We start from the raw sequence: 24,052 nt of genomic DNA, 5'->3' as shown, positions 1-24,052 counted from the left end.
GTCACCGGGCTCCTTCCGCCCGCCGTGGCGGCACCGTCAGTTGAAAGGGCTGCAAGCCAACCGCTTCGGCCGGCGGCCCGGAGTGCAGTAACCGATGGGCATCCTGTTCCTCGGCGGCCGGTAATGTCGCAGCCACAGCAGTGACGGCCGGTGCGTACGGCGACTCGGCATCGACCAGGGCCTGCCGCAACACGTCGATCGGGACGCGGTGATCGGCGAGCAGGCGTCGCCCCGCCACCGGATCGACGGTGGCGGCGAATTCCAGGACGACCGGAAGATGATCTGGGGCCTCATCTTTCGGCGGCTGGACACCGGCGTCGCGGTAGGACTGCGCAAAGACCAGCATCTGTGTACCGCGGTTGCGGGTGTCCCCGGCGGTCCAGTAGGTCAGTAGCATCGTCGAGCGGCGCTGCAGGTCGAAGGTTTCGACGTACTCTGCCGCCGCCCGCATCGGTTCCCGCGCGCGCAACGCCGCAACGGTTCGTCCCAGCAGCACGGGCGCGGGCCCGGTGATGCACTCCAGCAGTCGGTCGACAGTGTCCAGCCGGTCGCGCTGATGCTCATCGGGGTAGGCCAGCAGCAGTGACGCCGCCTGCCACACCAGGCGGTCCTGCAGCTGCTGGGTTCGAAGCCTCACGACTTGCCGCCCGGGAACATGTCAGGCGGCACTCCCCTACCGTCCCAGTTGAGCAGATTCACCCGCGACGGACGCTCGGCATTGGCGGCCATCCCCTCGTAGGTCTGGCGCTGTTGCAGCGCGTGGAAGGATTCCACGGCGACCGGCACCGGCCCGCCGCTCGCCTCTCCGAATGGGCCCGATTCGTACATTCCCGGCCCGCCGTCAAAGGACAGTGAGCAGCCGGCCTCCTCGAGTTGCGGACCCTCGGCGACGTAAGCGGTCGGAATCACATAGCGGTCTTCGTATTTCGCCAGCGCAAGCAACCGGTACATCTCATAGATCTGCTCTTCGGTCATTCCGACAGCCTCCGGAATGTGGGGCTTGGTTTCGCGGCCCAGGTTGATGTCACGCATGTAGGACCGCATCGCCGCCAACCGCTGCAGCACCGCCTCCACGACGGACGTGTCCCCAGCGGTGAACAGTCCGGCGAGGTATTCCATCGGGATGCGCAGCGCGTCCAGCGCACCGAACAGGTTGCCGACGTCTTCACCGTCGTGCCCGTCGCGGCTGACCGCGTCGACGATCGGCGACAGCGGCGGGATGTACCACACCATCGGCACCGTCCGGAACTCCGGATGCAGCGGCAGCGCAACCTGATACGTGTTGATCAGCGCATAGACCGGCGACCGTTGCGCGGCCTCGATCCACTCGTCGGAGATCCCCTCGGCCCGGGCGCCCGCGATCACTTCAGGATCGGCGGGATCCAACAGGATCCGCCGATGCGCCTCGTACAGATCCTTCTCGTCCTCGACTGATGCGGCCTCCAATACTCGGTCGACGTCGTAAAGAACCAGACCCAGGTAGCGCAGCCGGCCCACGCAGGTTTCTGAGCACACGGTGGGCAGGCCCACTTCGATACGCGGATAGCACAGCGTGCACTTCTCAGCCTTGCCGGTCTTGTGGTTGAAGTACACCTTCTTGTACGGGCAGCCCGATACACACATCCGCCAGCCACGACAACGGTCCTGGTCGACGAGCACGATGCCGTCCTCGCTGCGCTTGTACATCGCACCCGACGGGCACGACGCCACGCAGGACGGGTTCAGGCAGTGCTCACATATCCGCGGCAGGTAGAACATGAACGTCTGTTCCAGCTGCAGCTTCACCTCCTCGCTCACCTTCGCGAGAATCGGGTCTCCCGGGACGATTTCGGGTGACCCGGCGAGGTCGTCGTCCCAATTGGCCGACCATGAAACCTTCATCGGCTTACCACTGATCAGGCTGCGCGGCGGAGCAACCGGCATCTGGTCACCGAGTGGTGCAGAGATCAGATTCTCGTAGTCGTAGGTCCAGGGCTCGTAATAGTCGTTGATGGTCGGCAGCTTCGGATTCGCGAAGATCCGGGCCAGCTTGGCCAGCCGGCCGCCGTCGCGCAGCCGTAACCGCCCCCGGCGATCACGGCGCCAACCCCCGCGCCAGCGCTCCTGATCTTCGTAGGTGCGTGGATAGCCTTGGCCAGGGCGGGTTTCGACGTTGTTGAACCACACGTACTCGGTGCCGGATCGGTTCGTCCAGGCCTGTTTGCAGGTCACCGAGCAGGTGTGGCAGCCGATGCATTTGTCGAGGTTCATCACCATCGCCATCTGCGCCATCACTTTCACTGGTAGCTCACCTCCTGGGAGCGACGGCGCACCACCGTCACCTCGTCTCGCTGGTTTCCGGTCGGGCCGAGGTAGTTGAACGCGAACGAATGCTGCGCATAGCCACCGGCTAGGTGGCTTGGCTTGATCAGCAACCGGGTCAGCGAATTGTGGATCCCGCCGCGGGTTCCGGTGGTCTCGGTGAGCGGCACGTCAATGGTGCGCTCCATCGCGTGATATACGAACACCACGCCGTCGGGCATTCGGTGGCTGACGGCGGCGCGGCACACCACGACGCCGTTGCGATTGACCGCCTCGACCCAATCATTGTCGCGGACTTGGATTTTCGCCGCATCGGCCGGGCTCATCCACATCACCGGCCCACCCCGGGACAGTGACAACATGAACAGGTTGTCCTGGTATTCGGAGTGAATCGACCATTTCGAGTGCGGGGTCAGATACCGCACCGTCAGGGCAGCACCGTCGCCGGTGCCCACCGCGGGCTCACCGCACAATCTCGACATGTCCAGCGGCGGACGGTAGATCGGCAGTTGTTCGCCCAACTCCTCAAGCCAGTCGTGGTCGACGTAGAAGTGCATCCGGCCGGTCAGGGTATGGAACGGTTTGAGCTCTTCGATGTTCACCGTGAACGGTGCGTAGCGGCGGCCACCGGTCTCGCTACCCGACCACTCCGGGCTGGTGATGACGGGCACCGGCCGGGCCTGGGTGTCGGCGTAGGTGATGCGGCGTTCCTCGCTGCCCTCGGCCAGATGCACCATTTTGCGGCCGGTCCGGCGCTCCAGCTGTCGGAATCCCTCCACCGCGAGCCTGCCGTTGGATGTACCGGACAAAGCCAGGATCGCGTCGGCCATACGCTCCGCCGAGGTCATGGCCGGACGGCCCTGGGCCGCACCGGAATCCATCACACCGAATTTGGCCGACAACTCGGTGACTTCGGTCATCGGGTGGGTGGTGATGCCCTTTGTCGTGACGCCGAGAGTGTCGACGAGCGGACCCAGCGTGACCCACTTTTCGCCGATCGCCGCGTAATCGCGTTCCACCACCGCGATAGGGCCCATGGTCTTGCCGGGGATAGGCGTCTCGCCGGTAACCCGCCAGTCACGTTCCGTACCACCCGGATAGGCCATTGCCCCGGGCGTGTCGTGCTGCAACGTGCCGAGCACCACGTCGGTGCGCGTGCCGAGGTGTTGCGAAGCCAGCACGCTGAACGTCCTGGCGATCGCACCGAACGCCTCGTAGTCCGAACGCGTTTCCCACGGCGGGTCGATGGCCGGGCTGAAAGCGTGGATGAACGGGTGCATGTCGGTGCTGGACAGGTCCGCCTTCTCGTACCAGGTCGCGGCGGGCAGCACCACATCGGACAACAGAGTCGTCGACGTCATCCGGAAGTCGATTGACATCAGCAGGTCGAGCTTGCCCTCCGGAATCTCGTCGGTGTAGACGATGTCGCGTGCGCGCAGATCGGCGGGCTGGCCCTGCACGTTGGAGGTGGTGCCGAGCAGGTGGCGCAGAAAGTACTCGTTGCCCTTGCTCGACGAACCGAGCAGATTGGCCCGCCAGACGTTCAGCACCCGTGGCCAGTTCGCCGGATTGTCCGGATCGGTGACGGCCAGTTTCAGTGCGCCGCTTGCCAGTTGTTCGGCGACGTAATTCGGGATGTCCGAGGTTTCGCGTCCGGCCGCCAGCGCTTCGTCGGCGACATCCAGGCTGGACCGGTCGAACTGCGGGAAGAACGGGGACCACCCCATAGCGGTGGCCGAGGCCAGCACATCCATCGTGTGCTTGCCTGCGAACCGGCCCCGGCCGAGCGGGCTCACCAGCGCATCGGCGCGGTATCCGTCGTAGCGCCATTGATCGGTGTGGGCATACCAGTACGACGTGCCGGGCATCTGCCGCGGCGGACGCGACCAGTCGGTGCCCATCGCCAATGTCGCCCACCCAGTGATCGGCCGGCATTTCTCCTGCCCGACGTAATGCGCCCAGCCGCCGCCGTTTCGACCCATCGACCCGGTGAGCAGCAGCAGGGCCAGCACGGCGCGGTAGGTGGCGTCGCCGTGAAACCACTGGCAGATGCCGGCGCCCATGATGATCATCGACCGGCCGTTGGTATCCTCGGCGTTCCGGGCAAACTCCTTGGCCACCCGGATGGCTTGGGCGGCAGCGACTCCGGTGATCGACTCCTGCCAGGCCGGCGTGTACGGATGCTCCGCGTCGTCATAGCCGGTGGGCCAGTCCCCCGGCAGACCGGGCCGCGCCACGCCGTACTGTGCGAGCATCAAGTCGAACACCGTGCACACGAGGTGATCCCCCACGCGGCGCACCGGAACACCGCGCTCCAACGTCGCGCCCCGGCCGTCGACGGTGTCGAAACACGGCAGCCGGATGGCGGCGACCTCACCGTCCTCGGTCGCCACTGTCAGCGCAGGCACCAGGGCCTCCAGATCGAGGTTCCACTGGCCGACACCCCCGTCCCCAAAGCGGAACCCCAAAGACCCTTGTGGCACCGCGACGGTTCCGGTCGCCCCGTCGAGCAGGGCCGGTTTGAACGCTGAGTTCTCCTGTTCCGCGAACCCTCGGCCGAGATCGGCGGCGGTGAGGTTCTTTCCGGGCACCAGCGTCCCGTTTCGTTGCTCCAGCTTGATCAGGAACGGCAGGTCAGTGAACTTGCGCACATAATCGACGAAGAACGGAACCCGATGGTGCACAAAGCATTCAGAAAGGATCACGTGGCCCATCGCCATCGCGAGCGCGCCGTCGGTGCCGGCCGCACACGGCATCCACTCGTCGGCGAACTTGGTGTTATCGGCGTAGTCCGGGCTGACGGAGACGACCTTGGTGCCGCGGTAGCGCACCTCGGCCATCCAGTGTGCGTCCGGTGTTCGGGTGACGGGAACGTTGGAGCCCCACATCATCAAATAGGCGGCGTCCCACCAATCTCCGGACTCCGGTACGTCGGTCTGGTCGCCGAACACCTGCGGTGAGGCCACCGGCAGATCGGCGTACCAGTCGTAAAACGAGGTCATCGCTCCGCCGATCAGCTCGACGAACCGGGAACCCGCGGCGTGGCTGACCATCGACATGGCCGGTATGGGCGAGAAACCCGCGACCCGGTCGGGGCCGTAGGTCTTGATCGTGTAGACGTGCGCGGCGGCGATCATCTCCGTCGCCTCGGTCCACGTCACCCGCACCAGCCCGCCCTTGCCGCGCGCCTGCTGATATCGGCGGCGGCGTTCCGGGTCGGCCTGGATGTCCGCCCACGCGAGCACCGGGTCACCCAGTCGCGCTTTGGCTTCGCGGTACATCTCGACGAGGACGCCGCGGGCATAGGGGTAGCGAACCCGCGTTGGCGAATAGGTATACCAGGAGAAGGCCGCACCGCGCGGGCAGCCGCGGGGCTCGTACTCGGGGCGGTCGGACCCCACCGAGGGGTAGTCCGTTTCCTGGGTCTCCCAGGTGATGATGCCGTCCTTGACGTAGATCTTCCACGAACAGGATCCGGTGCAGTTCACGCCGTGCGTGGAGCGCACGACCTTGTCATGGCTCCAGCGATCGCGGTAGAAGACGTCGCCGTCGCGTCCGCCGCGACGCGTGACGGTGCGCAAATCGTCGGAGAACTCGCCGGGAGTGAAGAAGCGGCCGCTGCGCTCGAGCAGTTCCTCGATCGGGCCGCCGGTGTGCGGTGTAGTCGTCATGTCCCGCCCTTGCTGGGTTGAGCCTCCGGTTCGTGCGCGTGTAGTCGCAGCGCGGTGTAGCCGAGGGCGACCAGTGCGGCGGCCACCAAGAGCAGCAAGCCGACGGTGTAGTCGTTGTCGGTCGCGTCGTAGGTCGCTCCCATCACCAGCGGCGGGAAGTAGCCGCCGAGGCCGCCTGCCGCGGCGACGATTCCCGTGACCGCACCCACTGACTGTGCGGGTGCCCGCCGTGCCACCCACGCGAACACGCCGCCGGTGCCGATCCCGAGGAAGATGGCCAGCGAGATGAACGTCGCCGCGGACCACACGTCCGCCGGCGGCTGAAATACGGCGACGAACGCCATCGCCGCCGTGCCAGCGAATGACGTCAGCACCACGTACTTGGGTGCGATCCGGTCAGCCAGCGCTCCACCGACCGGTCGGGCCAGCACGGCGGCCAGCGCGAAACCTGCCGTGCGTGCGCCCGCGTCTACCGCTGTGAACGCGTAGATCGTCTTGATGTAGGTGGGCAAATAGTTGCTGAATGCGACAAAGCCGCCGAACGCCACCGCATAGAGGAACGACATCTCCCATGTGACGGGTAACTTCGCCGCGGCGACCAGCTTCGGCACCACCGGCCCGGTGTTGGGGGTGAAGTTCGGTGAGTTCCGCATCAGCAGGACGCAGACTGCCGCGGTCAGCGCGAGCGCAACCGCGACGATCACGTGGGTGGTGAGGAGACCAAACCACCGTACGAGTCGCGGTGTGAAGAACGCCGAAAGCGCCGTACCGACCATTCCCATCCCGAAAACGCCGGTGGCGAAGCCGCGTCGCGAGGCCTCGAACCAACTGTTCGCGAACGGGATGCCGACGGCGAAGATTGTTCCGGCAATGCCGAGGAAGAAGCCACAGACGAGCAACAACGGGTAGGACCCCGCTGACCCAGCGGCACCCACGGCGAGCACCGGCACGATAGATGCGACGGACACGGCGATGAACATCGTGCGGCCGCCGAACCTGTCGGTGAGCGATCCGACGACGATGCGGCCCAGCGAGCCAACCAGAATCGGTGTCGCGACGAGCATCGACGCCTCGGTACTGCTCAACGCCAGGTCGCCCGCGTAGGTGGTGGAAAGGGGCCCGATCATGTTCCAGGCCCAGAAGTTGATTGCCGACACCCAGGTGGCCAGCACCAGATTGACAGTTCTGCCGGTGCCGGTGTCCGGCGTGGCCGCCGTGCTCACGTCCTCAGACAACCACCCGACTGCGAATACAGTGTGGCTTTCGCGGAAACTATTGCGGTAAAAGCGGAGTCATGGCCGCCGCGCGCGCGAGGCGGCTTCGTGCGTTCACCACGCCGAGTTAGGTGACCCTGACCATTTGCTGAAATGTGGCACCGTTGACGGTATTAGGGGGTGATGACCGTTCCGGGATCTGGCTGGGCCACCGAATCCAGCGAGGTGTCCTTGGTCTCATGCATGACGAAGATCGCGATGAAGCTCAGACACGCCGCGACGAACAGATACAGGCCCACCCAGCCGACGCCGTAGGACGTCGCCAGCCAGGTGGCGATGAACGGCGCCACCGCGGCGCCGAGGATACTGGCGACGTTGTACGAGATCCCCGAACCCGTATAACGCACATTCGTCGGGAACAACTCGGGCAGAACCGCGCTCATCGGCCCGAAAGTAAAGCCCATCAACGTCATTCCGATGATCAAGAAGAGCAGCATCGTGCCCTCGGAGGTGTTACCCGACCCGAGCATCGGGGCGAACAGCGCGCCGTACGCCATGATGCCGATCGTGACGACCAGCAGCGAGCGCCTGCGGCCGAAGCGGTCGGAGACCAGACCCGAAAGGGGTAGCGTCGCCGCGAAAAACAGCACCGCGATCAGTTGCAGTTGCAGGAAGTCGACGTAGGCGAACCCGAGTCCCTTACCGTCGGGCGGTCGCTTGCCGGTGCCGAAGCTCAGCGCCCATGTCGTCACGATGTAGAAGATGGTGTACGTCGCCAACATCACGAATGTGCCGATGATCAGCTGACGCCAGCTGGTCCGAAACACTTCGGTCAGCGGCGTTTTCACTTTTTCACCGCGCGCGACGGCGCGGGTGAACACCGGCGTCTCGATAAGCCGCAACCGCACGTACAGACCGATGGCCACCATCACCGCGCTCAGCAGGAATGGAACTCGCCAGCCCCAGGTGAGGAATGCCCCGTCGGGATCTGGGTTCAGATTGCTGTGCCCGAGCCACAGCAGCAGCCCTACGAAAAGCCCGTTGGCCAAAAGGAATCCGAACGGGGCTCCGAGCTGTGGCCACATCGCCGCCCATCCCCGCCGCCCGGGTTCTGCGGTCTCGGTGGCGAGTAGCGCCGCGCCGCTCCATTCACCGCCGAGGGCCAAACCCTGCGAGAAGCGCATGACTGCCAGCAGTGCCGGAGCGATGACGCCCACCTGCGAGTACGTCGGCAGCAACCCGATGACAAAGGTCGCTATCCCCATCACCAGCAGGGAGGCGACTAGGGTGGCCTTGCGGCCCACGCGGTCGCCGAAATGGCCGAACAGCACCGAGCCCACCGGGCGTGCCACGAACGCGAGACCGAATGTGGCCAGCGAGGCCAGCAGTGCCGTCGTCGGATCACCCTTGGGAAAGAACAGGTGCGGGAACACCGAAACCGCGGCGGTGGCATAGATATAGAAGTCGTAGAACTCGATGGTGGTACCGACCATCGAGGCGATCACGATGCGGCGACGCGGAACTCCGCCGACCAGATCAGCGTCTGCCGTCTCTGAGTTCATCTCGCGCCTCTCTGCCGTAGCAAAGGCACATCATGCCAGCGGCAATCCTACTTTGCGGGCCGTACGCCTAGATAGGTTCGCAAGGCGCTGACCTGCGGCAACTAGCCGGATGCGACGACGCCTTCGGAATCCCACGGCGCCAGAGGCGCATCCGATGTCGCACGGAAAGCGTCGGGCACATCATCGGTGACGCTCCATGTCGCCGCCAGCCGGCCCATTCCGACCATATAGGCGCAGTGCACGCCGAGTTCGACGAGTTCATCTTCGGTGAAGTGCCTGCGCAGATCGTCGTAGACAGTCTCGTCGATCGCCAGATGGTTGGTGGCGAACAGGTCTGCGTAGCGCAGCGCGCTGCGCTCGGCGTCGGTGAGGTCGTCGGCGTCGGCCGGCTGTTCGAGCGAGCACACCAGGTCCTCGGTGAGACCGTCGTCGATCGCGCTCTGATAGCGCACCGACATACAGCTGCGGCACTGGTTGTGGAACGCGATCCGCAACCGCACCAATTCGACGAGCCGCGGGGGCAGCGTCCCGGTCGAGGTAAGCGCCGCCTTCAGCGATCCGAGCGCACCCGCCACCTCCGGCCGATGCCCGAGGATCGACGCGACTCCGATGTTGATCCGGTCGCCCTGACCGAGGTCGTCCACCGGGATCGCAGCGAACGCCGCGGAAGGGGTAATTCGGGACTTTGACACTCTGAATCACCTCACATCTGCCGTAGGTTAGCGCTGGGAGACACCGTATCGCGTCAACTGCGACAGCTAAACTGTCGGTCATACGGTAAGCAACTACAAAGGAGCGCCGCCGTGAACAAGGACGACATGATTTTGATCAGCGTTGACGATCACATCGTCGAACCCCCGGACATGTTCAAAAATCATCTGGCCAAGAAATACCTCGACGAGGCGCCACGGCTGGTGCACAACCCCGATGGGTCAGACACCTGGCAGTTTCGCGATGTGGTCATCCCAAACGTCGCGCTCAACGCGGTGGCCGGCCGGCCGAAGGAGGAGTACGGACTGGAGCCGCAGGGTCTCGACGAGATCCGGCCCGGCTGCTGGCAGGTCGACGAGCGGGTCAAGGACATGAACGCCGGCGGCATCCTCGGTTCCATCTGCTTCCCCACCTTCTGTGGTTTCGCCGGCCGATTGTTCGCCACCGAGGATCCCGAGTTCAGCGTGGCGCTGGTACAGGCCTACAACGACTGGCACGTCGAAGAGTGGTGCGGCGCCTATCCAGCCCGGTTCATCCCAATGACTTTGCCGGTCATCTGGGACGCCGAAGCCTGCGCCAAAGAGATCCGCCGCAACGCCGAACGCGGCGTCCACGCACTCACATTCAGTGAAAACCCCGCCGCGATGGGTTATCCGTCGTTCCACGACGACTACTGGACGCCGATGTGGGAGGCCCTCGTCGACACCGACACCGTGATGAACGTGCACATCGGTTCCTCGGGGAAGCTTGCCATCACCGCAGCTGACGCCCCGATGGACGTGATGATCACGCTGCAGCCCATGAACATCGTGCAGGCCGCCGCGGACCTCTTGTGGTCCAAGCCGATCAAGAAATATCCCGGCCTCAAGATCGCCCTGAGCGAGGGCGGCACCGGGTGGATCCCCTACTTCCTGGACCGCGCCGATCGCACCTATGAGATGCACTCCACCTGGACGGGCCAGGACTTCGGCAAGCAGAAACCTTCCGAGGTGTTCCGCGACCATTTCTTGACCTGCTTCATCTCCGATCCGGTCGGCGTGGCACTGCGCAACCAGATCGGTATCGACAACATCTGCTGGGAAGCCGACTACCCGCACAGCGACTCGATGTGGCCCGGCGCCCCGGAGCAACTCGACGAGGTCCTCAAGGAGCATCACGCCACCGACGTCGAGATCAACAAGATGACCTACGAGAACGCCATGCGCTGGTACAACTTCGACCCATTCAGTCACATTTCCAAGGAGCAGGCGACGGTCGGCGCCCTGCGCAAGGCGGCGGAAGGCCACGATGTCTCCATCCAGGCACTGTCGCACCACAAGAAGGACTCGAGCCTGGGCGCGACCACGTTGCAGGACCAGCTGAACCGGGCGACCGCGCCGCAGAAGTGAGCGCTCAGATCATTTGAGCGAGTAGCGGATCGGCAGGTGTTTGGGACCGCCGACGAAGACCGTTGCGGTATACGCAGGATCGCCGGTCAGTTCTATCGAGTCCAGCCGGGGTACCAGCTCGGAGAAGAAACTGTTGACCTCCATCCGGGCCAGCGCCGCGCCCAGACAGAAGTGCACGCCGTAGCCGAATGCGTTGTGCTTGTTCGGCTCACGTCCCACGTCGAATGCGAACGGTTCGTCGAAAACGTCTTCATCGCGATTCGACGAGACATACGACAGCAGTACCGACTCCCCTGCCGCGATAGGGACACCGCGCACCTCGGTGTCTTGCTGCGCGGTGCGCATGAACTCCTTGACCGGCGTGACCCAGCGAATCATTTCCTCGGTGGCCAACGGCATGAGATCCATGTTGTCGCGTAGGCGCTGCAACTGATCTGGATGGTCGATCAGCGCGTGAAGTCCGCCTGAGATCACGGCGCTGGTGGTGTCGTGACCGGCGGTCGCGATGATCAGGTAGTAGGACACGGTATCGATGTCGGACAGCGGTTCACCGTCGATCGTGGCGTTCGCGATCGCTGAGGCCAGATCCTCGGTAGGCGTCGCGCGACGCGCCGCGGTCAATTCGTTGAAGTAGGCGAACATCTCGAGCAGCACACCCATGGATTCCTCGATGGACGAACTACGCTGCATCTCCTCGTCGTCGGTTCCGAACAGCTCCTGTGTGTACTTCAACATCTGCGGAAAGTCGGATTCGGGAATGCCGAGCATCGACATGATCACGTAGAGCGGATAATTCACCGCGACTTCTTGGACGAAGTCGCATTCCGGTCCCGCCGCAACCATCTGGTCGACGTAGCGCTTGGCGAGCTCGTCGATACGCACCTTCAGCGCACGCATGGCTTTCGGCCGGAACCAGTCGGCTCCGATGGCCCGGATGGCGCGGTGCTCCGGATCATCTTGATGAATCAGGGTTTTGACCCCGATTGCAGCCTGCTGATCATCGCCGGCAGCGGTGGTCAGCACGGGACGCGGCGAGTTGGTGAACAACGTGTTCGCCCGTTCGATCGCCATGATGTCGGCGTGCTTGGTGATCGCCCAGAACGGCCGGTAGTCCGGTACGTCTACCCATGACACAGGAGCGTTCGCGCGCAGATGCGTCAGTGCGGCGTGCAGCTTGGTCTCGTCGGTGTACGCCCGCGGGGTCGCGAACACCTTCGCGGCTTCATCCATGATCCGGGTGGCCATAGCCGGTTCCTCACTGTGCAGTCGGCGCGCGCAGCTCTGTCAATACCGCCGAGATTGTTGATTCCGAAGTCGTACGGGGAAAGCCCACCATGACGCGGTCGATCAGACCGTCGCAACGGTCGCGAATCTTGACCGCCAGCTTGTCGATTGGCGCAACGACCGCGAAGGCTTCGAGAATCTCGTCGTCGATCAGGGCACCCATACCGTCCCAGTCGCCCTTCAGCGAAAGGCCGTGCAACTCGTCGTGCAACGCTCCCCAGCCGTGCAGATCGAGCACCTTCTTGTACGCGGGTGTCGAACCGTAGAAAGCTATCTGCTTGCGGGTGCCCAGGGCGGCGGCGCCCAACTCGGACTCGTCGGAACCGGTGACGACGAACAGCGGAGCCGACACCTGGAAGTCGTCGCGCACCCGGCCCGACTTGGCCATCCCCCGCATCAGCGCCGGAATGGTCACCTCCTCGAAATACCGCTTGGTCGTAAAGGCGTGCGCGAGAACCCCGTCGGCGACTTCGCCCGTCATCTCCGTCATCGCCTCACCGACTGCGGCGATGAACACCTTCGGGACGCCGTACTGGTGCGGCTCCGGCACGAACATCGGCGTCATGATCTTGTGTGTGTAGAAGTCGCCCTCGAACCGCAACTTCGAGCCGTTGTGCCAGCACGCCCAGATTTCGTGTAACGCCAGCACGAACTCCCGCATCCGCGGCACCGGCCGGCTCCACGGCATGGAAAAGCGCTTCTCGATGTGCGGCTGGATCTGCGAGCCGAGACCGAGGTTCAGCCGACCCGCGGAGTACTCCTGCAGATCCCAGCCGACGTTGGCGACGGTCATCGGGTTCCGGGCGAACGCGACAGCGATGCTGGTGCCCAGTTCGATCGTCTCGGTGTGCTCGGCGGCGAGCGTCAGCGGCAGGAACGGGTCATGGTTGACCTCGGCGGTCCAGCAGCCGTCATAGCCCCGCCGTTCCAGGGTCACCGCCGCGTCGACCACGGCATGGAGCTGGCTGAACACACCGCCGTCGACCTTGAGGCCGGCGCCGCTACCCATGCCCGCAGACGCTACAGTAAGCAATTCAGTATGGTCAACGTGAACATGCCGGTGCGACGATCGCCTTTCAACGACAGGAAGAGCGCATGACGAACGAGCAGGGTTGGAAGGAGACGCTCGAAGACCTCGATCTTCGGCGTGAGCGGTCGCGCGCGATGGGTGGCCCGGAGCGGCTGGCCAAGCATCACGGCAAGGGCAAGCTGGATGCCCGTGCGCGGCTGGACCACCTCCTCGACAAGGGCAGCTTCCGGGAGTTCGGCACGCTGGTGGGCGGTGAGATCGCAGCTGACGGGATTGTGGCCGGTTCGGGCCTCGTCAACGGCTCGCCTGTGATGGTCGGCGCGGAGGACTTCACCACGCTGGCGGGCAGCATCGGCCCCGGCGGTAACGCGAAGCGCTATCGGCTTGCGGAGTTGGCGCTGCGGGACCGGATCCCGTTGGTGATGCTTCTGGAGGGCGCGGGCTTCCGGCCCAGCGGCGAGCACTATGGCCGCACCCCAACCGATTTGCTCGCTCAGGCGCAATGTTCCGGCAAGGTGCCGATGGTCGGAGGGCTGCTCGGCCCGTCGGCGGGCCATGGTGCACTGGTGGCGCCGGTGTGCGACTGGACCATCATGAGCAACCAGGGCGCGATCTTCACCGCCGGCCCGCCGGTCGTGAAAGAGTCGACGGGCGAGGACATTTCGAAAGAAGATCTGGGAGGCCCGTCGGTGGCACTCGCCAGCGGGGTGATCCACAACCTCGCTGAGGACGATCAGGCGGTCCTCGACGACATCCGTCGCTATCTGTCGTACTTCCCGTCGAGCGCGTGGTCGTATCCGGCGTCACTGCCCGAGGACGAGGTGAGCGAACCGCGCTCGACGCCGGAACTGCTCGACATCGTCCCGCGTGGCAACCGGCGCGTCTACGACATGCGTGCCGTGCTCGACGTGGTGTTCGACGACCGCGGTTGGTTCGAGGTGCAGCCGAAATTCGGGCAGGCGATGATCTGTGCGCTGGCCCATCTCGGCGGTCATCCCGTCGCCGTCATCGCCAATCAGCCGAAGGTGATCGCCGGATCGATCGACGCCGACGCCGCCGACAAGGCAGCGCATTTCATCAATGTCGCCGACTCTTTCCACCTGCCCATCGTGTTCCTCGCGGACAACCCGGGAATGTTGCCGGGCAGCCGATCCGAGAAGAGCGGCGTGCTGCGCAGCGGTGCCCGGATGTTCGCCGCCCAGACCGCGGCCACCACGCTGAAGCTGCATGTAACCCTGCGCAAGGCCTACGGATTCGGGTCGATGGTGATGTCGCTGCTTGGCTTCGACAACCAGAGCGCCACGTTCGCCTACCCGGGTGCGACGATGGGCGCGATGAGCGCGGCCGCCCTTAGCAAGGCCTCCCACGCCGCCGAGGATATGGAAGCCAAGCTGCGCAAGGCAGAAGTCGAGGCGTCCTTCCGCTCGGCCCGCCACCTCGGGTTCGACGACCTCATCAGCCCGGAGGAGACGCGCAATGCGTTGCTCTCGGCGCTGCAGCGTGGGCTCTACAGCAGGCAGGCCGCGGCAGAACCGGTGAGCCGCACCGTCATCACGCCCTAGCTCTTTGCGATTTCGGTGTAGCTGGTTGCGCTCACCGCGACCAGCTACACCGAAATCACACGGTTGCACGGTATTCGGCGACGATCGGTTCGAGTTCGTCGGGAGTGGCGCCGTGCATGATCACCGCATCGGCGCCGTAGTCGAATTCCTTGCGGATCCGCTCGACACACTGCTGCGCCGATCCCGTCGCAGAGGGCTCGAGCCACTCATCGGGGATGAGCGTGGCGATGTGTTCGATCTGCTCGGCAGTCGCCTTGTGGTCGATGCCGCCGCCAATGGACTGCACCACCTCGTCGCCCCTGAAGCGTTGCAGCACTGAAAGATCCCAACCGTTGGTGTTGATGAGCAGTTCGCCGTATCCCTGCAGATAGGTGGCCAGCCTCGCCACCGTCTTCTTCAGTCGGAGCTCTTCGGGCAGATGGTCACCGACCGTCGCAAAGCACGACCACACCCTCACGTCGTCGGGGTTGCGGCCCGCCTGCTCCGCAGCGTCTTTGACGGTCTTCACCGCGCGCTGCAGGGTGTCGGGCGTGAAGTAGGTGTGCAGAATGACGTCGTCGAACTCGCGCCCGCCCAGCGCCAACGTCTTGGGGCCGAACGCCACGATCGCCAGCCGGATGTCCTCGTTGAAGTCCGGATCCAGGAACAACAACTGATACTTCCCGATTGGTCCGTCGTGGTTGAAGATGAGCTCACCGTGCCAGAGCCTCCGCATGACCTGAGCGAAGTCCTCCATCTGCGCGGTCGTGACAGCCGGCACCCCGAAGGCGCCGTACATCGCTGCGATACCGCGGCCAATCCCCAGGGTGAAGCGGCCTTTCGACAGTCGGTGCATGGTGGTCGCGTAGGAGCCGGTGATCAGCGGGTGCCGGGTGTTGTGATTCGTCGCGGCAGTGGCGATCTGCATCCGGTTGGTGACGGCCAACGCGGCGCCGGTCAATGAGCAGGCTTCCTTGACGTTCCACCGCTCGGAGATGAACCCAGTGCCGAAACCCAGTTCCTCACCCCGCCGCGCCTCGTCCATCAGGCCTGCCGGACCCTCACCTCCAGCGCCGGCCAGCAGGTAGTAGCCGAGCTCATCCAAGACGCGTTCAGTCACTGCCAAACTCCTTGCTTGTAGCCGCAATTCCACACTTCGACGATCCGACCGTCGACTACCCGGAAGATCTCCATACTGCCGACATCGGTCCTGGTGCCGTCCTTCAGTTCCATCGGCGACTGGTAGACGATGGCGACGTGCTCGCCGTCGTCGCCCGCCACCACCAGGTTGAGGTCGAAACGAATCGTCTCGAACATGGCCCAGTGGTCCACGATGCGCGCAACCGCCTGCTCGTGAGTCAGCGTCGTCGATTCGCCGACATTATGACGAATCACGCTGTCCCCCATGAGTTCCTCAGCAAGGTCGAACCTGCGTTCGTTCCAGACGACGAGGTTGTACAGCTCCACCACTTCGCGCGCCGTACGAGTCACTTGAACACCTCCAGTGCGTCGATCTCGTCGATGGCGGCGACCGCACGATCGGTGAGTGTGAGGCAGAGCCGGCGCGACCGTTCCGGCACGATATCCCAGGTCAGTAGCGCGACGACGGGCATCAATGTCAGGTACACCGCAGCGGTCCGGTAGTCGCGCCACGCGGCGTCGAATCCGTAATCGACTCCGCTGTCGGCCAGATGGCCTAAATGCTCACGGAGCAGGACCTCGTCCTGACCGGTACGCTCCTCGATCGGCAATCCCTGGGTGAGCAGGTAGGCCACGTCGGCGACACCGGACCCGCGGGCCGCGAATTGGAAGTCCACCACTTTGAGTGCGTCACCGTCGAAGAACAGATTGTCGGCCCGGATGTCACCATGTATCAGCATGTCGTGTTGGGTCAACGCGGAAAGCGCTGCCGGAGCGCGATCCGAAAAGTGCTCGAAGAACTCGGCGAGCTCTGACGGCAGAGCTGTATCGCTCTTCTCGAGGTACGACTGCCATCCGTAGCCAAAGGCCGGCACCATGGCTTCGCGGATCATCGGATTGTCCATACTCGGAAACTGCTGCAGCACATGTCTATTGGCCCGGTGCGAGGACCACGCGTGCAATCCCGCCAATGACTCGAGACACGTTCGCGCTCGGTCCATAGACAGGCCTGCCAAATGGTCCGCGTTGTCCCAGCTGGCGAGATCCTCGAGCAACAGCACGAAGTCGACACCATTGTCGGCGATCCGGGCGACGTGCACGTCCGGGGTTTTCATCGGCGCCCGACCGGCGATGTCTCGGTAGAAGGCGACCTCCCTGCGGTAACCACCCATCAGATCCATCGCACCACGGGCTTCGGAGAGCGCGGGGAGTTTCGCGATCAACGTCGGCGGGACGCTGTCTCCGGTCAGGGTCAGGCGGTAAAGCAGCGACGAGAAGCCGCTGTCCATCGCGATCTGTTCGGCACGGACACCCGTCACGTCGGAACCGAGCACATCGGTCAACCACTGCGGTGTCACGGCGTCGATCCCCAACGGAACGTCGGTCGCACCCGCACTCTTCATCGAGTTCCTCTGCCACTTACTTGACGAGACGCAACTAACATAGTTGTCGATCGTCTAATATGCAATGCGTGCCGTCACCCACTCGTGGCCTGACACAGCCGGAACGGGTCGAGATCTCCAGTCGCCGGCTGGTCGAGGCAGCCGCCGAGTTGATCGTCGAAAAGGGCTGGGAGGCAACGACAGCCGCGGAGATTGGCCGCCGGGCGGGTTACAGCAGGGCCATGGTCCACGCTAGGTACGGCAGTAAGGACGCGATTCTCGACGCCTTCTTTCTGCACGACTACGTCAAGCAGCTCAGTCCGGACGCCGATCCCAATGCCACGGGCCTGCAGGAGGCGGTCGGCCACTTCGACCGGGTTCGACGACTGTTCTCCGAAGACCAGGCCTTCTTGCGCGCAATGTTTGTTGCCACGTTCGAGGGCGTCAAGAGTACTTCGCCGTTGCGCGAACGCGTTCAGCGTTGGCTCCAGCGCGGAGTCGACAAAGTCGAGGCCGGTTTGCGACGCGGAGTTGACGACGGATCGGTTCGTGATGACGTCGACATCGACCGTGCGACAAGCGACCTCAGCGCGGCGATCTTCGGCGCCGCGTACCTGTGGACTCTGATTGGCGATGGTTACGATCTCGATCGCGAGTTGGCCTACGTCCGCGACCGGTTCATTCGCGAGTATGGCTCGACTCGCTGACTCCGCGGAGAAATCGCTCCGAGGCCTGCTGAGCCCCACCTGCGAACAGATGCCCGACGTGGCTTCCCGGGTGCCAGTACAACTCGCCACCCCACCGCGCGTGCAACCGCTGAGCGGGTTCGCGCATCGCCATCCGGTCGTGCCAGGCGCCCACGATGAGCCTGCGCGACGGGGGCGGAGTCGGCTCGACATCCAAGTGATCGACGACGGAGGCCACCGCGGCCACGTTGTCGGACTGCAGTAGCTCGATCGTGTCGCGCACCGACGGTCCCCACCGGCCGAGGTGCTGAGCGATCATCCCGTTGAGCCCGGAGATCGGCGTGTAAACCGCTACCCCGTCGACTTTCTCGAGATGTGCGACCAGCGCCGCCACTGGACTCCCCATGGACACACCGGACACCGCGATCGCATTGGATTGGGGGCCCAACCACCGGACCAGCGCGCGGACCTCGGACACCACCCGCATCATGCCCGCGACATTGTTCAGCGGATCCATGTCGGGATAGGTCGGCCACGCGTCACGGCGGGCACCGTGGCCGGGCTGCACCGGCAGCGCGATGTTGAAACCCAACTTCTCCTGGAGTCGACGCGCCCGCGAGAACAACATGTCGATCGGCTGCCCCTGACCCGCACCATGCACCCAGACGAGCCAGGGACGCTTGTCGTCTCCGGTCCGACAAAGATGAACGACAGCGGTCGCGGGACCTCCGAACCCCTCTGACACCAGCGCCTGCGCAAGCCGCGGATCGTGATCGAACGTCATCTGTTCGTAGATCAGTCGCCCGATTCGGCGTCGTCGAATGGACTTGATCTGCAACGGTTCCGGATCCGCGTTGGCCTCCGCCACGGTGCGGCCGGACAGCGCCTGCGCCGCGGCGGCACAGGCGTCGATCGTGCGTTCCAGTTTGGGCGGCGGCGCGGTCAAGGTCATTCCGGACAGCGCGAGTTCGTCCAGCACCACCTCGCCGAGTTGACGGGCTCCGCGCTGCGACAACGGCTTCCAGTCCGCCGAGGTCGACACCGCGGCGTGTGCCCTGGGCACCACGCCGGCGAAATCGCGGCCGATGAGCCGGGCCCGCTCGGACGCCCTCATGCGAGCTTGAAACCCGAGTAGCCGGCGTCCGCGATCTCGTCGCACCGCTTGCGGTACTCCGGGATGCCCGCCGTGTAGCCCATGTACATCCGCTTCTTCCCGGGGACGTTGCCGCCGTTGTACCAGGAGTTGCACGACGGATCGACCAGGACCGTCGGCGCCACGAGCGCTGTGGTGTGCTCGATCCATTCACGCTGCGCATCCGGCAACGCCTCGATGGTGCGGTAGCCGTTGTCGCGCAGATATCCGATGCAGTCGCCGATCCACTCGACGTGCTGCTCGAGTGCTGCGACGAAATTAGTTGCCGCCGAGGGGCTTCCGGGCGCCTGCACGATGAACAGGTTCGGGAAACCCGCGACGGCGATCCCGAGATAGGTGTACGGCCCCTCAGACGTCCAGAAGTCCGCCAACGACAACCTGTCGCGGCCCCGGACATTGATCCGGGTGAGCGCTCCCGTCATCGCGTCGAACCCGGTGGCGTAGACGATGACATCGAGGTCGTGGTGCCCCTGCTCGGTACGGATACCCGTCGGCGTGATCTCGACGATCGGCCCCTTGCGCAGGTCGACCAGCGTCACGTTGTCGCGGTTGAACGTCTCGTAGTAGCCCTGGTCGATGATCGGTCGCTTGCAGCCGAAGGGGTGGCTCGGCGTCAGCGAGGCCGCGGTCTCGGGATCCTTGACGATGCGGGCGACCGCCTCGCCGTAGAGCTTCGCGGCCATTCGGTTGGCTTCGATGTCGAAGAAGACGTCGCCCCAACTGAGCGCGCCCATCACGCCGCCCTCCTCGATGGCACGCAGCTGGTCCTGCCGCGAGGCCGACTTCAACGGCGGCTTGGCCATCATGTCGAACAACACCGAGAAGGCGCTCAACCGAGCTGCCCCGACCGCGTGTTCCCTTTGTGCGGCGCGGATTTCGGCGTAGTTGGCCTTCAGCTCGTCGAGCTCCCCGTCGTCGAACGGACGCACTTCCCACGGCAGCGTGTAGGCCGGTGAGCGCTGAAACACCGTGAGGTGTTCGGCCTGCTTGGCGACCACGGGGATCAACTGAACGCCCGTCGAGCCGGTGCCGATGACACCGACCCGCTTACCTGAGACGTCGAAGCCGTCCTTCGGCCAGTGACCGGTGAACAACGACGCCCCGGTGAACGCGTCCATTCCGGGAAAGTCGGGGTCCAGCGGCACCGACAGGATGCCCGATGCGGCGACCACGAACGAGGCGACCAACGACTCACCGGCCTCGGTTTCGACCAGCCATTCGCCCGCGGCCTCGTCGAAGGTCATCGCAACGACCTTGGTGTTGAAGCGGATATCGCGGCGCAGATCGAGTTTGTCGGCCACGAAGTGGAGGTAGGCCTCGATTTCCGGCTGGGCCGGCATGGTCTCGGACCACACCCACTCCTGCTGGATCGCGTCGGAGAAGCTGTAGGAATACTCGATGCTCTCGATGTCACATCGAGCACCGGGATACCGGTTGAACAGCCACGTCCCGCCGACGTCCTCGGCAGCCTCGAGCACGCGCGTCCGCACGCCGAGTTGACGCAACCGGTGCAGTGCGTACAAGCCGGAGAATCCGGCGCCGATGACGATCGCATCGAATCGGGAAGGGCTGGGCTTGGTCACGTGTCGGCACCTCGTGTTCGCTCCGACGGGAGATACTGTAACGATTACAGTATCAGGCGTGAGCAGCGTCGGTGACCCAGATTGCTGCCGACTGGCGCAGGAGGTCAGCCGCCGGCAGGCGCTCCTGCGCCCGCGAGTCGCTCCTGGCGTCGCCGCTCGTAGTGACTCGCCTTGTCCTCGACGAGGTCAAGGAAGGCCGCCATCTCGTCGCGCGCACGCGCCCCTTCGCCGTCGACATCGTCGCGTTCGAACACGCGCCAGAACCGCAAGACGGGCCGGACGACGTCGTCCAGATGTGAACGCAGGTCATAGATGCCCGCCTTGGCGATCACCAAAGCGTTGTCCGCGAATCCGGGCATGGTGCTGCCGGGCATCTGGAAGTGGATGACCTCGTGCGCGATCGCCTTCATCGTCTCGTTGGGCGCGATGTCGAAGGCAGCGTCGACCAGGTTTCGGTAGAAGACCATGTGCAGGTTCTCGTCGGTGGCCACTCGTGTCAGGAGTTGTTCTGCCAGAGGGCACCCCGACGCCTTGCCAGTGTTGCGATGGCTGATCCGCGTCGCGAGTTCCTGGAACGACACGTAGGCCAAGGCCTCCAGCATCGACTTGTCACCCGAGTCGTAACCGGCCTTCATGTGGATCATGCGGCCTTCCTCGAGCGCCACCGGATCGACGCCGCGGGTGACGATGAGGTAGTCGCGGATAGCGATGCTGTGCCGCGCCTCCTCGGCGGTCCACTGGCCTACCCACTGGCCCCACGGCCCGTCGGGCCCGAAGCGCACCGCGATCTCGCGGTGATAGGACGGCAGGTTGTCCTCGGTGAGCAGATTGACGACCATGGCCGCCTTGGCGACGTCGTCGAGAGGCGAATCCTCCGGGACCCAGTCCTCTCCACCCAGAAATGCGAAGTCACGACCGCGGCTCCACGGCACGTAGTCGTGTGGATTCCATGGCTTCGCCAAGGACAGGTGGCGGTTCAGGTTGCTCTCCACCACTGGTTCCAGCTCGGTGAGAAGTGCACTCTGGGTTGTCGTCATCAAGGCTCTCCAATACCTACGGCTGCGTAACCTACGCTACCGTAGGTCGACGGAAATGCAAGTGCGGGCATCGGCTAGAACTCCTGATGCCCAGCCAACGCGGTATGGGTTCAAAGCCCCTAGCCGACAGCTTGTTTCGCGCCGCGTGTAACCACGCGGCGCGACCAGGACCGAAATCTCGCCATGCCGTTACACACGGCGTACGACCCCCGCGCACTTCCACGCCGCGAACTGTCGAAACCTCTACTGTAATATCTTCCGTTGGCTACGCTTTGCCGGCAGAGGAGGCGCCGTGAAGGTCCCGTTCACCTGGAAGGTCACCGGCTGGTTCATGGTGGGCTGGTCGGCCGAATTTCCGCGGGGCGAGGTCCGTCCCCTCCGATACTTCGGCGAGGATCTCGTCGCATATCGCGACGACTCCGGCGAACTCCATGTGATGCAGGCGCACTGCAGGCACCTCGGCGCGCACATCGGACACGGCGGCAAGGTGGTCGGCGACTGCGTGGAGTGCCCGTTTCATGGCTGGCGATGGGGTCCCGACGGGACCAACCGCTATATCCCGTACCAACCCGACCGACCCAACCGCGCACTCAAGCTTCGCGTGTACCCCGTCAACGAGCAGCACGGCTGCGTCTTCGTCTGGCATCAGCCTCAGGGCAAGGAGCCGCAGTGGGAGATGCCCGACATCTTCACCTCGTTCCCGCAGTTCGAGACCGACCCGTCGGCGTATTACCGCCCGTACCCGGAGTTTTCACGCCGTGCCGAGAACGAGCCGGTGCACCCGCAGATCGTGGCCGAGAACGGTCCGGACAGCTCGCACTTCCATTACGTGCACGGCGCGACGGTGACACCGGTGAACCTGGAGTGGAAGATCGTCGACGAGCAGTGGCAGTTCCTCACCGGCTGGCCGGATGCCCGCAGCGACGACCCGAACAAGATGGCGCTGCACATCCACAGCCATATGTTCGGGCTCGGAGGCGCGATCAGCGTGTTCGAGGGACAGTCGAATCATCGTCTGATCTTCGCGGTGACCCCCGTGGAGGACGGGCTGTCGACGATGTTCTACTCGGTCTGGTGGCCCAAGCTGAACGGTGAGACCTCCGACATCCCGCCCGACGAGGTGCGCGAGCGCGTCGAGAAGCAGTTCCTCGGCACGGTCTGGGAGGACCTCGACATCTGGCGATACCAGGAGTACATCGAGAACCCGCCGCTGGCGAAAATCGACGCCAAACCCTATATGGCGCTGAGGAAGTGGGCGCAGCAGTTTTACGAGGTTCCCGCATCTGTATGAGAATTGGTCTGGCCGCCGTTGCAGACGAAGCCCGTCGTGAGGCCCTGCCGAACATCGAACGTATGATGCCGGCCGCGCGGGACGCCGGTGTCAAGGTCATGCACTGTCTCGTGCAACGCCGACCCGACGGTCTCGGCGGCAATCACAACGCGAAGATCTTCGCGATCGGCGACGGCTCGGGCGGCGAAATCGCCATCACCCCGGGCGCGCCGGGTGCCGAGCTGTTGCCCGAACTCGGCCCGGCATCAACCGATCTCGTGTTGCGCCGGTGGCGCGGTATCGGTCCGATGGGCGGCACCAACCTCGACGCGGTGAACAAGGCCTATCGCGTCGTCCTGCCACGCAACGCAGTCGCCGGTATCCCCACCGACTACGCGAACACGGTCATCGACAACATGCTGTCCCTGCTCGCGACCATCACCACCACCGACAAACTCATCGAGGTATGGAAGCAGCCGTGACAGACACCGACCACCAGAGCACGGCCTTCCCCGAGATCGAACCCGTCGACACCGGCCCCGAGTTGGGCCGTTTCATGACCGCCATGCGGAGACTGCAGGACATCGTCGTGTCGACCGATCCGGACCAGGAACTGTGGGCCGACGCCGCCGGCCAGATCGAAGAACTGTGCACGCGCCTGGAAGTCCACCGCGCACCGCAGGGTGTCGCCCCTGCCGGGCGCGGACCTCACTTGCCGGGTCTCGGGCATCCCCTAATGCCGCCATGGACGATGACGGAGTTCGGGCCCGACGGTGTGGTGATGACGGGCCACTTCAGCCGCTTCCATGTCGGCGGCAACAACGCCGTGCACGGTGGCGTGATACCGCTGTTCTACGACTGGCATTTCGGGATGATCGTTTCCGCGGCCAGCCGCGCCAACAGTCGCACCGCGTATTTGCACGTCGACTACCGCAAGATCACGCCGATAGACCAACCACTCGTTTCTCACGGTCGGATAGATTCGATCGATGGGCGGAAGGCCTTCGTCACCGCGACGATGACAGACTCTGACGGCAATGTCCTCAGCGAAGCCAACGGCCTGATGCTCCGCCTGCTCCCCCACCAGCCATGAGAGGCA

20 protein-coding genes are annotated in these 24,052 nt (G+C 64.5%); 6 read left to right on the top strand and 14 right to left on the bottom strand.

Going from position 1 to position 24,052, the window contains the following annotated elements:
* Window position 1 precedes the first annotated feature (1 nt).
* The 6 genes from narJ to G6N42_RS02325 form a co-directional block, all read right to left on the bottom strand.
* Window positions 2-637 carry a nitrate reductase molybdenum cofactor assembly chaperone gene (narJ, locus tag G6N42_RS02350; RefSeq protein WP_197905516.1) on the bottom strand — a complete coding sequence of 212 codons (636 nt, stop codon included), beginning with the start codon at window positions 635-637 and terminating at the stop codon, window positions 2-4.
* Window positions 634-2,280, bottom strand: coding sequence for a nitrate reductase subunit beta (narH, locus tag G6N42_RS02345; RefSeq protein WP_163725514.1), 1,647 nt, complete (start codon window positions 2,278-2,280; stop codon window positions 634-636). The genes narJ and narH overlap by 4 nt, the downstream gene beginning before the upstream one ends.
* Entirely contained in the window at window positions 2,277-5,972 is a 3,696-nt protein-coding gene (locus G6N42_RS02340; RefSeq protein ID WP_163725511.1) for a nitrate reductase subunit alpha, read from the bottom strand. Before G6N42_RS02340 ends, narH begins: the two co-directional genes overlap by 4 nt.
* On the bottom strand, window positions 5,969-7,195 hold the full coding sequence (locus G6N42_RS02335) for a nitrate/nitrite transporter (protein ID WP_163725509.1): 1,227 nt from the start codon (window positions 7,193-7,195) through the stop codon (window positions 5,969-5,971). Before G6N42_RS02335 ends, G6N42_RS02340 begins: the two co-directional genes overlap by 4 nt.
* Before the next feature lie 164 nt (window positions 7,196-7,359).
* Entirely contained in the window at window positions 7,360-8,748 is a 1,389-nt protein-coding gene (locus G6N42_RS02330; RefSeq protein ID WP_163725507.1) for an MFS transporter, read from the bottom strand.
* 101 nt (window positions 8,749-8,849) lie between these two features.
* Window positions 8,850-9,440: a carboxymuconolactone decarboxylase family protein gene (locus tag G6N42_RS02325; RefSeq protein WP_163725505.1), complete on the bottom strand. Its 591-nt coding sequence runs from the start codon at window positions 9,438-9,440 to the stop codon at window positions 8,850-8,852.
* Between the two features lie 111 nt (window positions 9,441-9,551).
* Between G6N42_RS02325 and G6N42_RS02320 the strand changes: the two genes are divergently transcribed.
* Entirely contained in the window at window positions 9,552-10,847 is a 1,296-nt protein-coding gene (locus G6N42_RS02320) for an amidohydrolase family protein (protein ID WP_163725503.1), read from the top strand.
* Window positions 10,848-10,856: 9 nt separating this feature from the next.
* On the opposite strand, the gene G6N42_RS02315 is transcribed toward G6N42_RS02320, so the two are convergent.
* Window positions 10,857-12,077: a cytochrome P450 gene (locus G6N42_RS02315; protein WP_163736851.1), complete on the bottom strand. Its 1,221-nt coding sequence runs from the start codon at window positions 12,075-12,077 to the stop codon at window positions 10,857-10,859.
* 25 nt (window positions 12,078-12,102) lie between these two features.
* Window positions 12,103-13,140, bottom strand: coding sequence for an LLM class F420-dependent oxidoreductase (locus G6N42_RS02310; protein WP_163725501.1), 1,038 nt, complete (start codon window positions 13,138-13,140; stop codon window positions 12,103-12,105).
* Window positions 13,141-13,226: 86 nt separating this feature from the next.
* Here G6N42_RS02310 and G6N42_RS02305 point away from each other — a divergent pair, with 86 nt between their 5' ends.
* Window positions 13,227-14,723: an acyl-CoA carboxylase subunit beta gene (locus G6N42_RS02305; protein WP_163725499.1), complete on the top strand. Its 1,497-nt coding sequence runs from the start codon at window positions 13,227-13,229 to the stop codon at window positions 14,721-14,723.
* Window positions 14,724-14,778: 55 nt separating this feature from the next.
* Here G6N42_RS02305 and G6N42_RS02300 read toward each other — a convergent pair whose 3' ends face one another.
* Genes G6N42_RS02300 through G6N42_RS02290 form a run of 3 tightly spaced genes read right to left on the bottom strand, consistent with a single transcriptional unit; the run spans window position 14,779 to window position 17,245 of the window.
* Window positions 14,779-15,822, bottom strand: a complete 1,044-nt coding sequence (locus G6N42_RS02300) for a TIGR03857 family LLM class F420-dependent oxidoreductase (RefSeq protein ID WP_163725497.1) — start codon at window positions 15,820-15,822, stop codon at window positions 14,779-14,781.
* Window positions 15,819-16,193, bottom strand: coding sequence for a nuclear transport factor 2 family protein (locus G6N42_RS02295; RefSeq protein ID WP_163725495.1), 375 nt, complete (start codon window positions 16,191-16,193; stop codon window positions 15,819-15,821). Before G6N42_RS02295 ends, G6N42_RS02300 begins: the two co-directional genes overlap by 4 nt.
* The gene (locus G6N42_RS02290; RefSeq protein ID WP_163725492.1) at window positions 16,190-17,245 is read right to left on the bottom strand and encodes a phosphotransferase; all 1,056 of its coding nucleotides are present in this window, start codon (window positions 17,243-17,245) and stop codon (window positions 16,190-16,192) included. The genes G6N42_RS02295 and G6N42_RS02290 overlap by 4 nt, the downstream gene beginning before the upstream one ends.
* A 59-nt stretch (window positions 17,246-17,304) precedes the next feature.
* On the opposite strand from G6N42_RS02290, the gene G6N42_RS02285 reads away from it, so the two are divergent.
* Entirely contained in the window at window positions 17,305-17,931 is a 627-nt protein-coding gene (locus tag G6N42_RS02285) for a TetR/AcrR family transcriptional regulator (protein WP_163725489.1), read from the top strand.
* Here G6N42_RS02285 and G6N42_RS02280 read toward each other — a convergent pair.
* From G6N42_RS02280 to G6N42_RS02270, 3 genes are all read right to left on the bottom strand, one after another.
* Entirely contained in the window at window positions 17,903-19,024 is a 1,122-nt protein-coding gene (locus tag G6N42_RS02280; protein WP_163725487.1) for an alpha/beta fold hydrolase, read from the bottom strand. The genes G6N42_RS02285 and G6N42_RS02280 overlap by 29 nt on opposite strands.
* The gene (locus G6N42_RS02275; protein ID WP_163725485.1) at window positions 19,021-20,646 is read right to left on the bottom strand and encodes a flavin-containing monooxygenase; all 1,626 of its coding nucleotides are present in this window, start codon (window positions 20,644-20,646) and stop codon (window positions 19,021-19,023) included. Before G6N42_RS02275 ends, G6N42_RS02280 begins: the two co-directional genes overlap by 4 nt.
* A 104-nt stretch (window positions 20,647-20,750) precedes the next feature.
* Window positions 20,751-21,683, bottom strand: a complete 933-nt coding sequence (locus G6N42_RS02270; protein WP_163725483.1) for an acyl-ACP desaturase — start codon at window positions 21,681-21,683, stop codon at window positions 20,751-20,753.
* Window positions 21,684-21,975: 292 nt separating this feature from the next.
* Here G6N42_RS02270 and G6N42_RS02265 point away from each other — a divergent pair, with 292 nt between their 5' ends.
* From G6N42_RS02265 to G6N42_RS02255, 3 genes are read left to right on the top strand one after another with little or no spacing between them, the layout of a single operon-like run.
* A complete protein-coding gene (locus G6N42_RS02265; protein WP_163725480.1) occupies window positions 21,976-22,974 on the top strand; it encodes an aromatic ring-hydroxylating oxygenase subunit alpha in 999 nt (332 codons plus the stop codon).
* Complete coding sequence (locus G6N42_RS02260; protein ID WP_434059558.1) at window positions 22,935-23,435, top strand: isochorismatase family protein; 501 nt, start codon at window positions 22,935-22,937, stop codon at window positions 23,433-23,435. Before G6N42_RS02265 ends, G6N42_RS02260 begins: the two co-directional genes overlap by 40 nt.
* Window positions 23,432-24,046, top strand: a complete 615-nt coding sequence (locus G6N42_RS02255; RefSeq protein ID WP_232076060.1) for a PaaI family thioesterase — start codon at window positions 23,432-23,434, stop codon at window positions 24,044-24,046. The genes G6N42_RS02260 and G6N42_RS02255 overlap by 4 nt, the downstream gene beginning before the upstream one ends.
* Window positions 24,047-24,052 lie beyond the last annotated feature (6 nt).

Origin of the sequence: Mycobacterium gallinarum, from assembly GCF_010726765.1 — a bacterium.
GTDB classification, from domain to species: Bacteria; Actinomycetota; Actinomycetes; order Mycobacteriales; family Mycobacteriaceae; genus Mycobacterium; species Mycobacterium gallinarum.
Note: the sequence above shows the minus strand (reverse complement) of the source record. Positions and strands in the feature narration are given on the sequence as shown.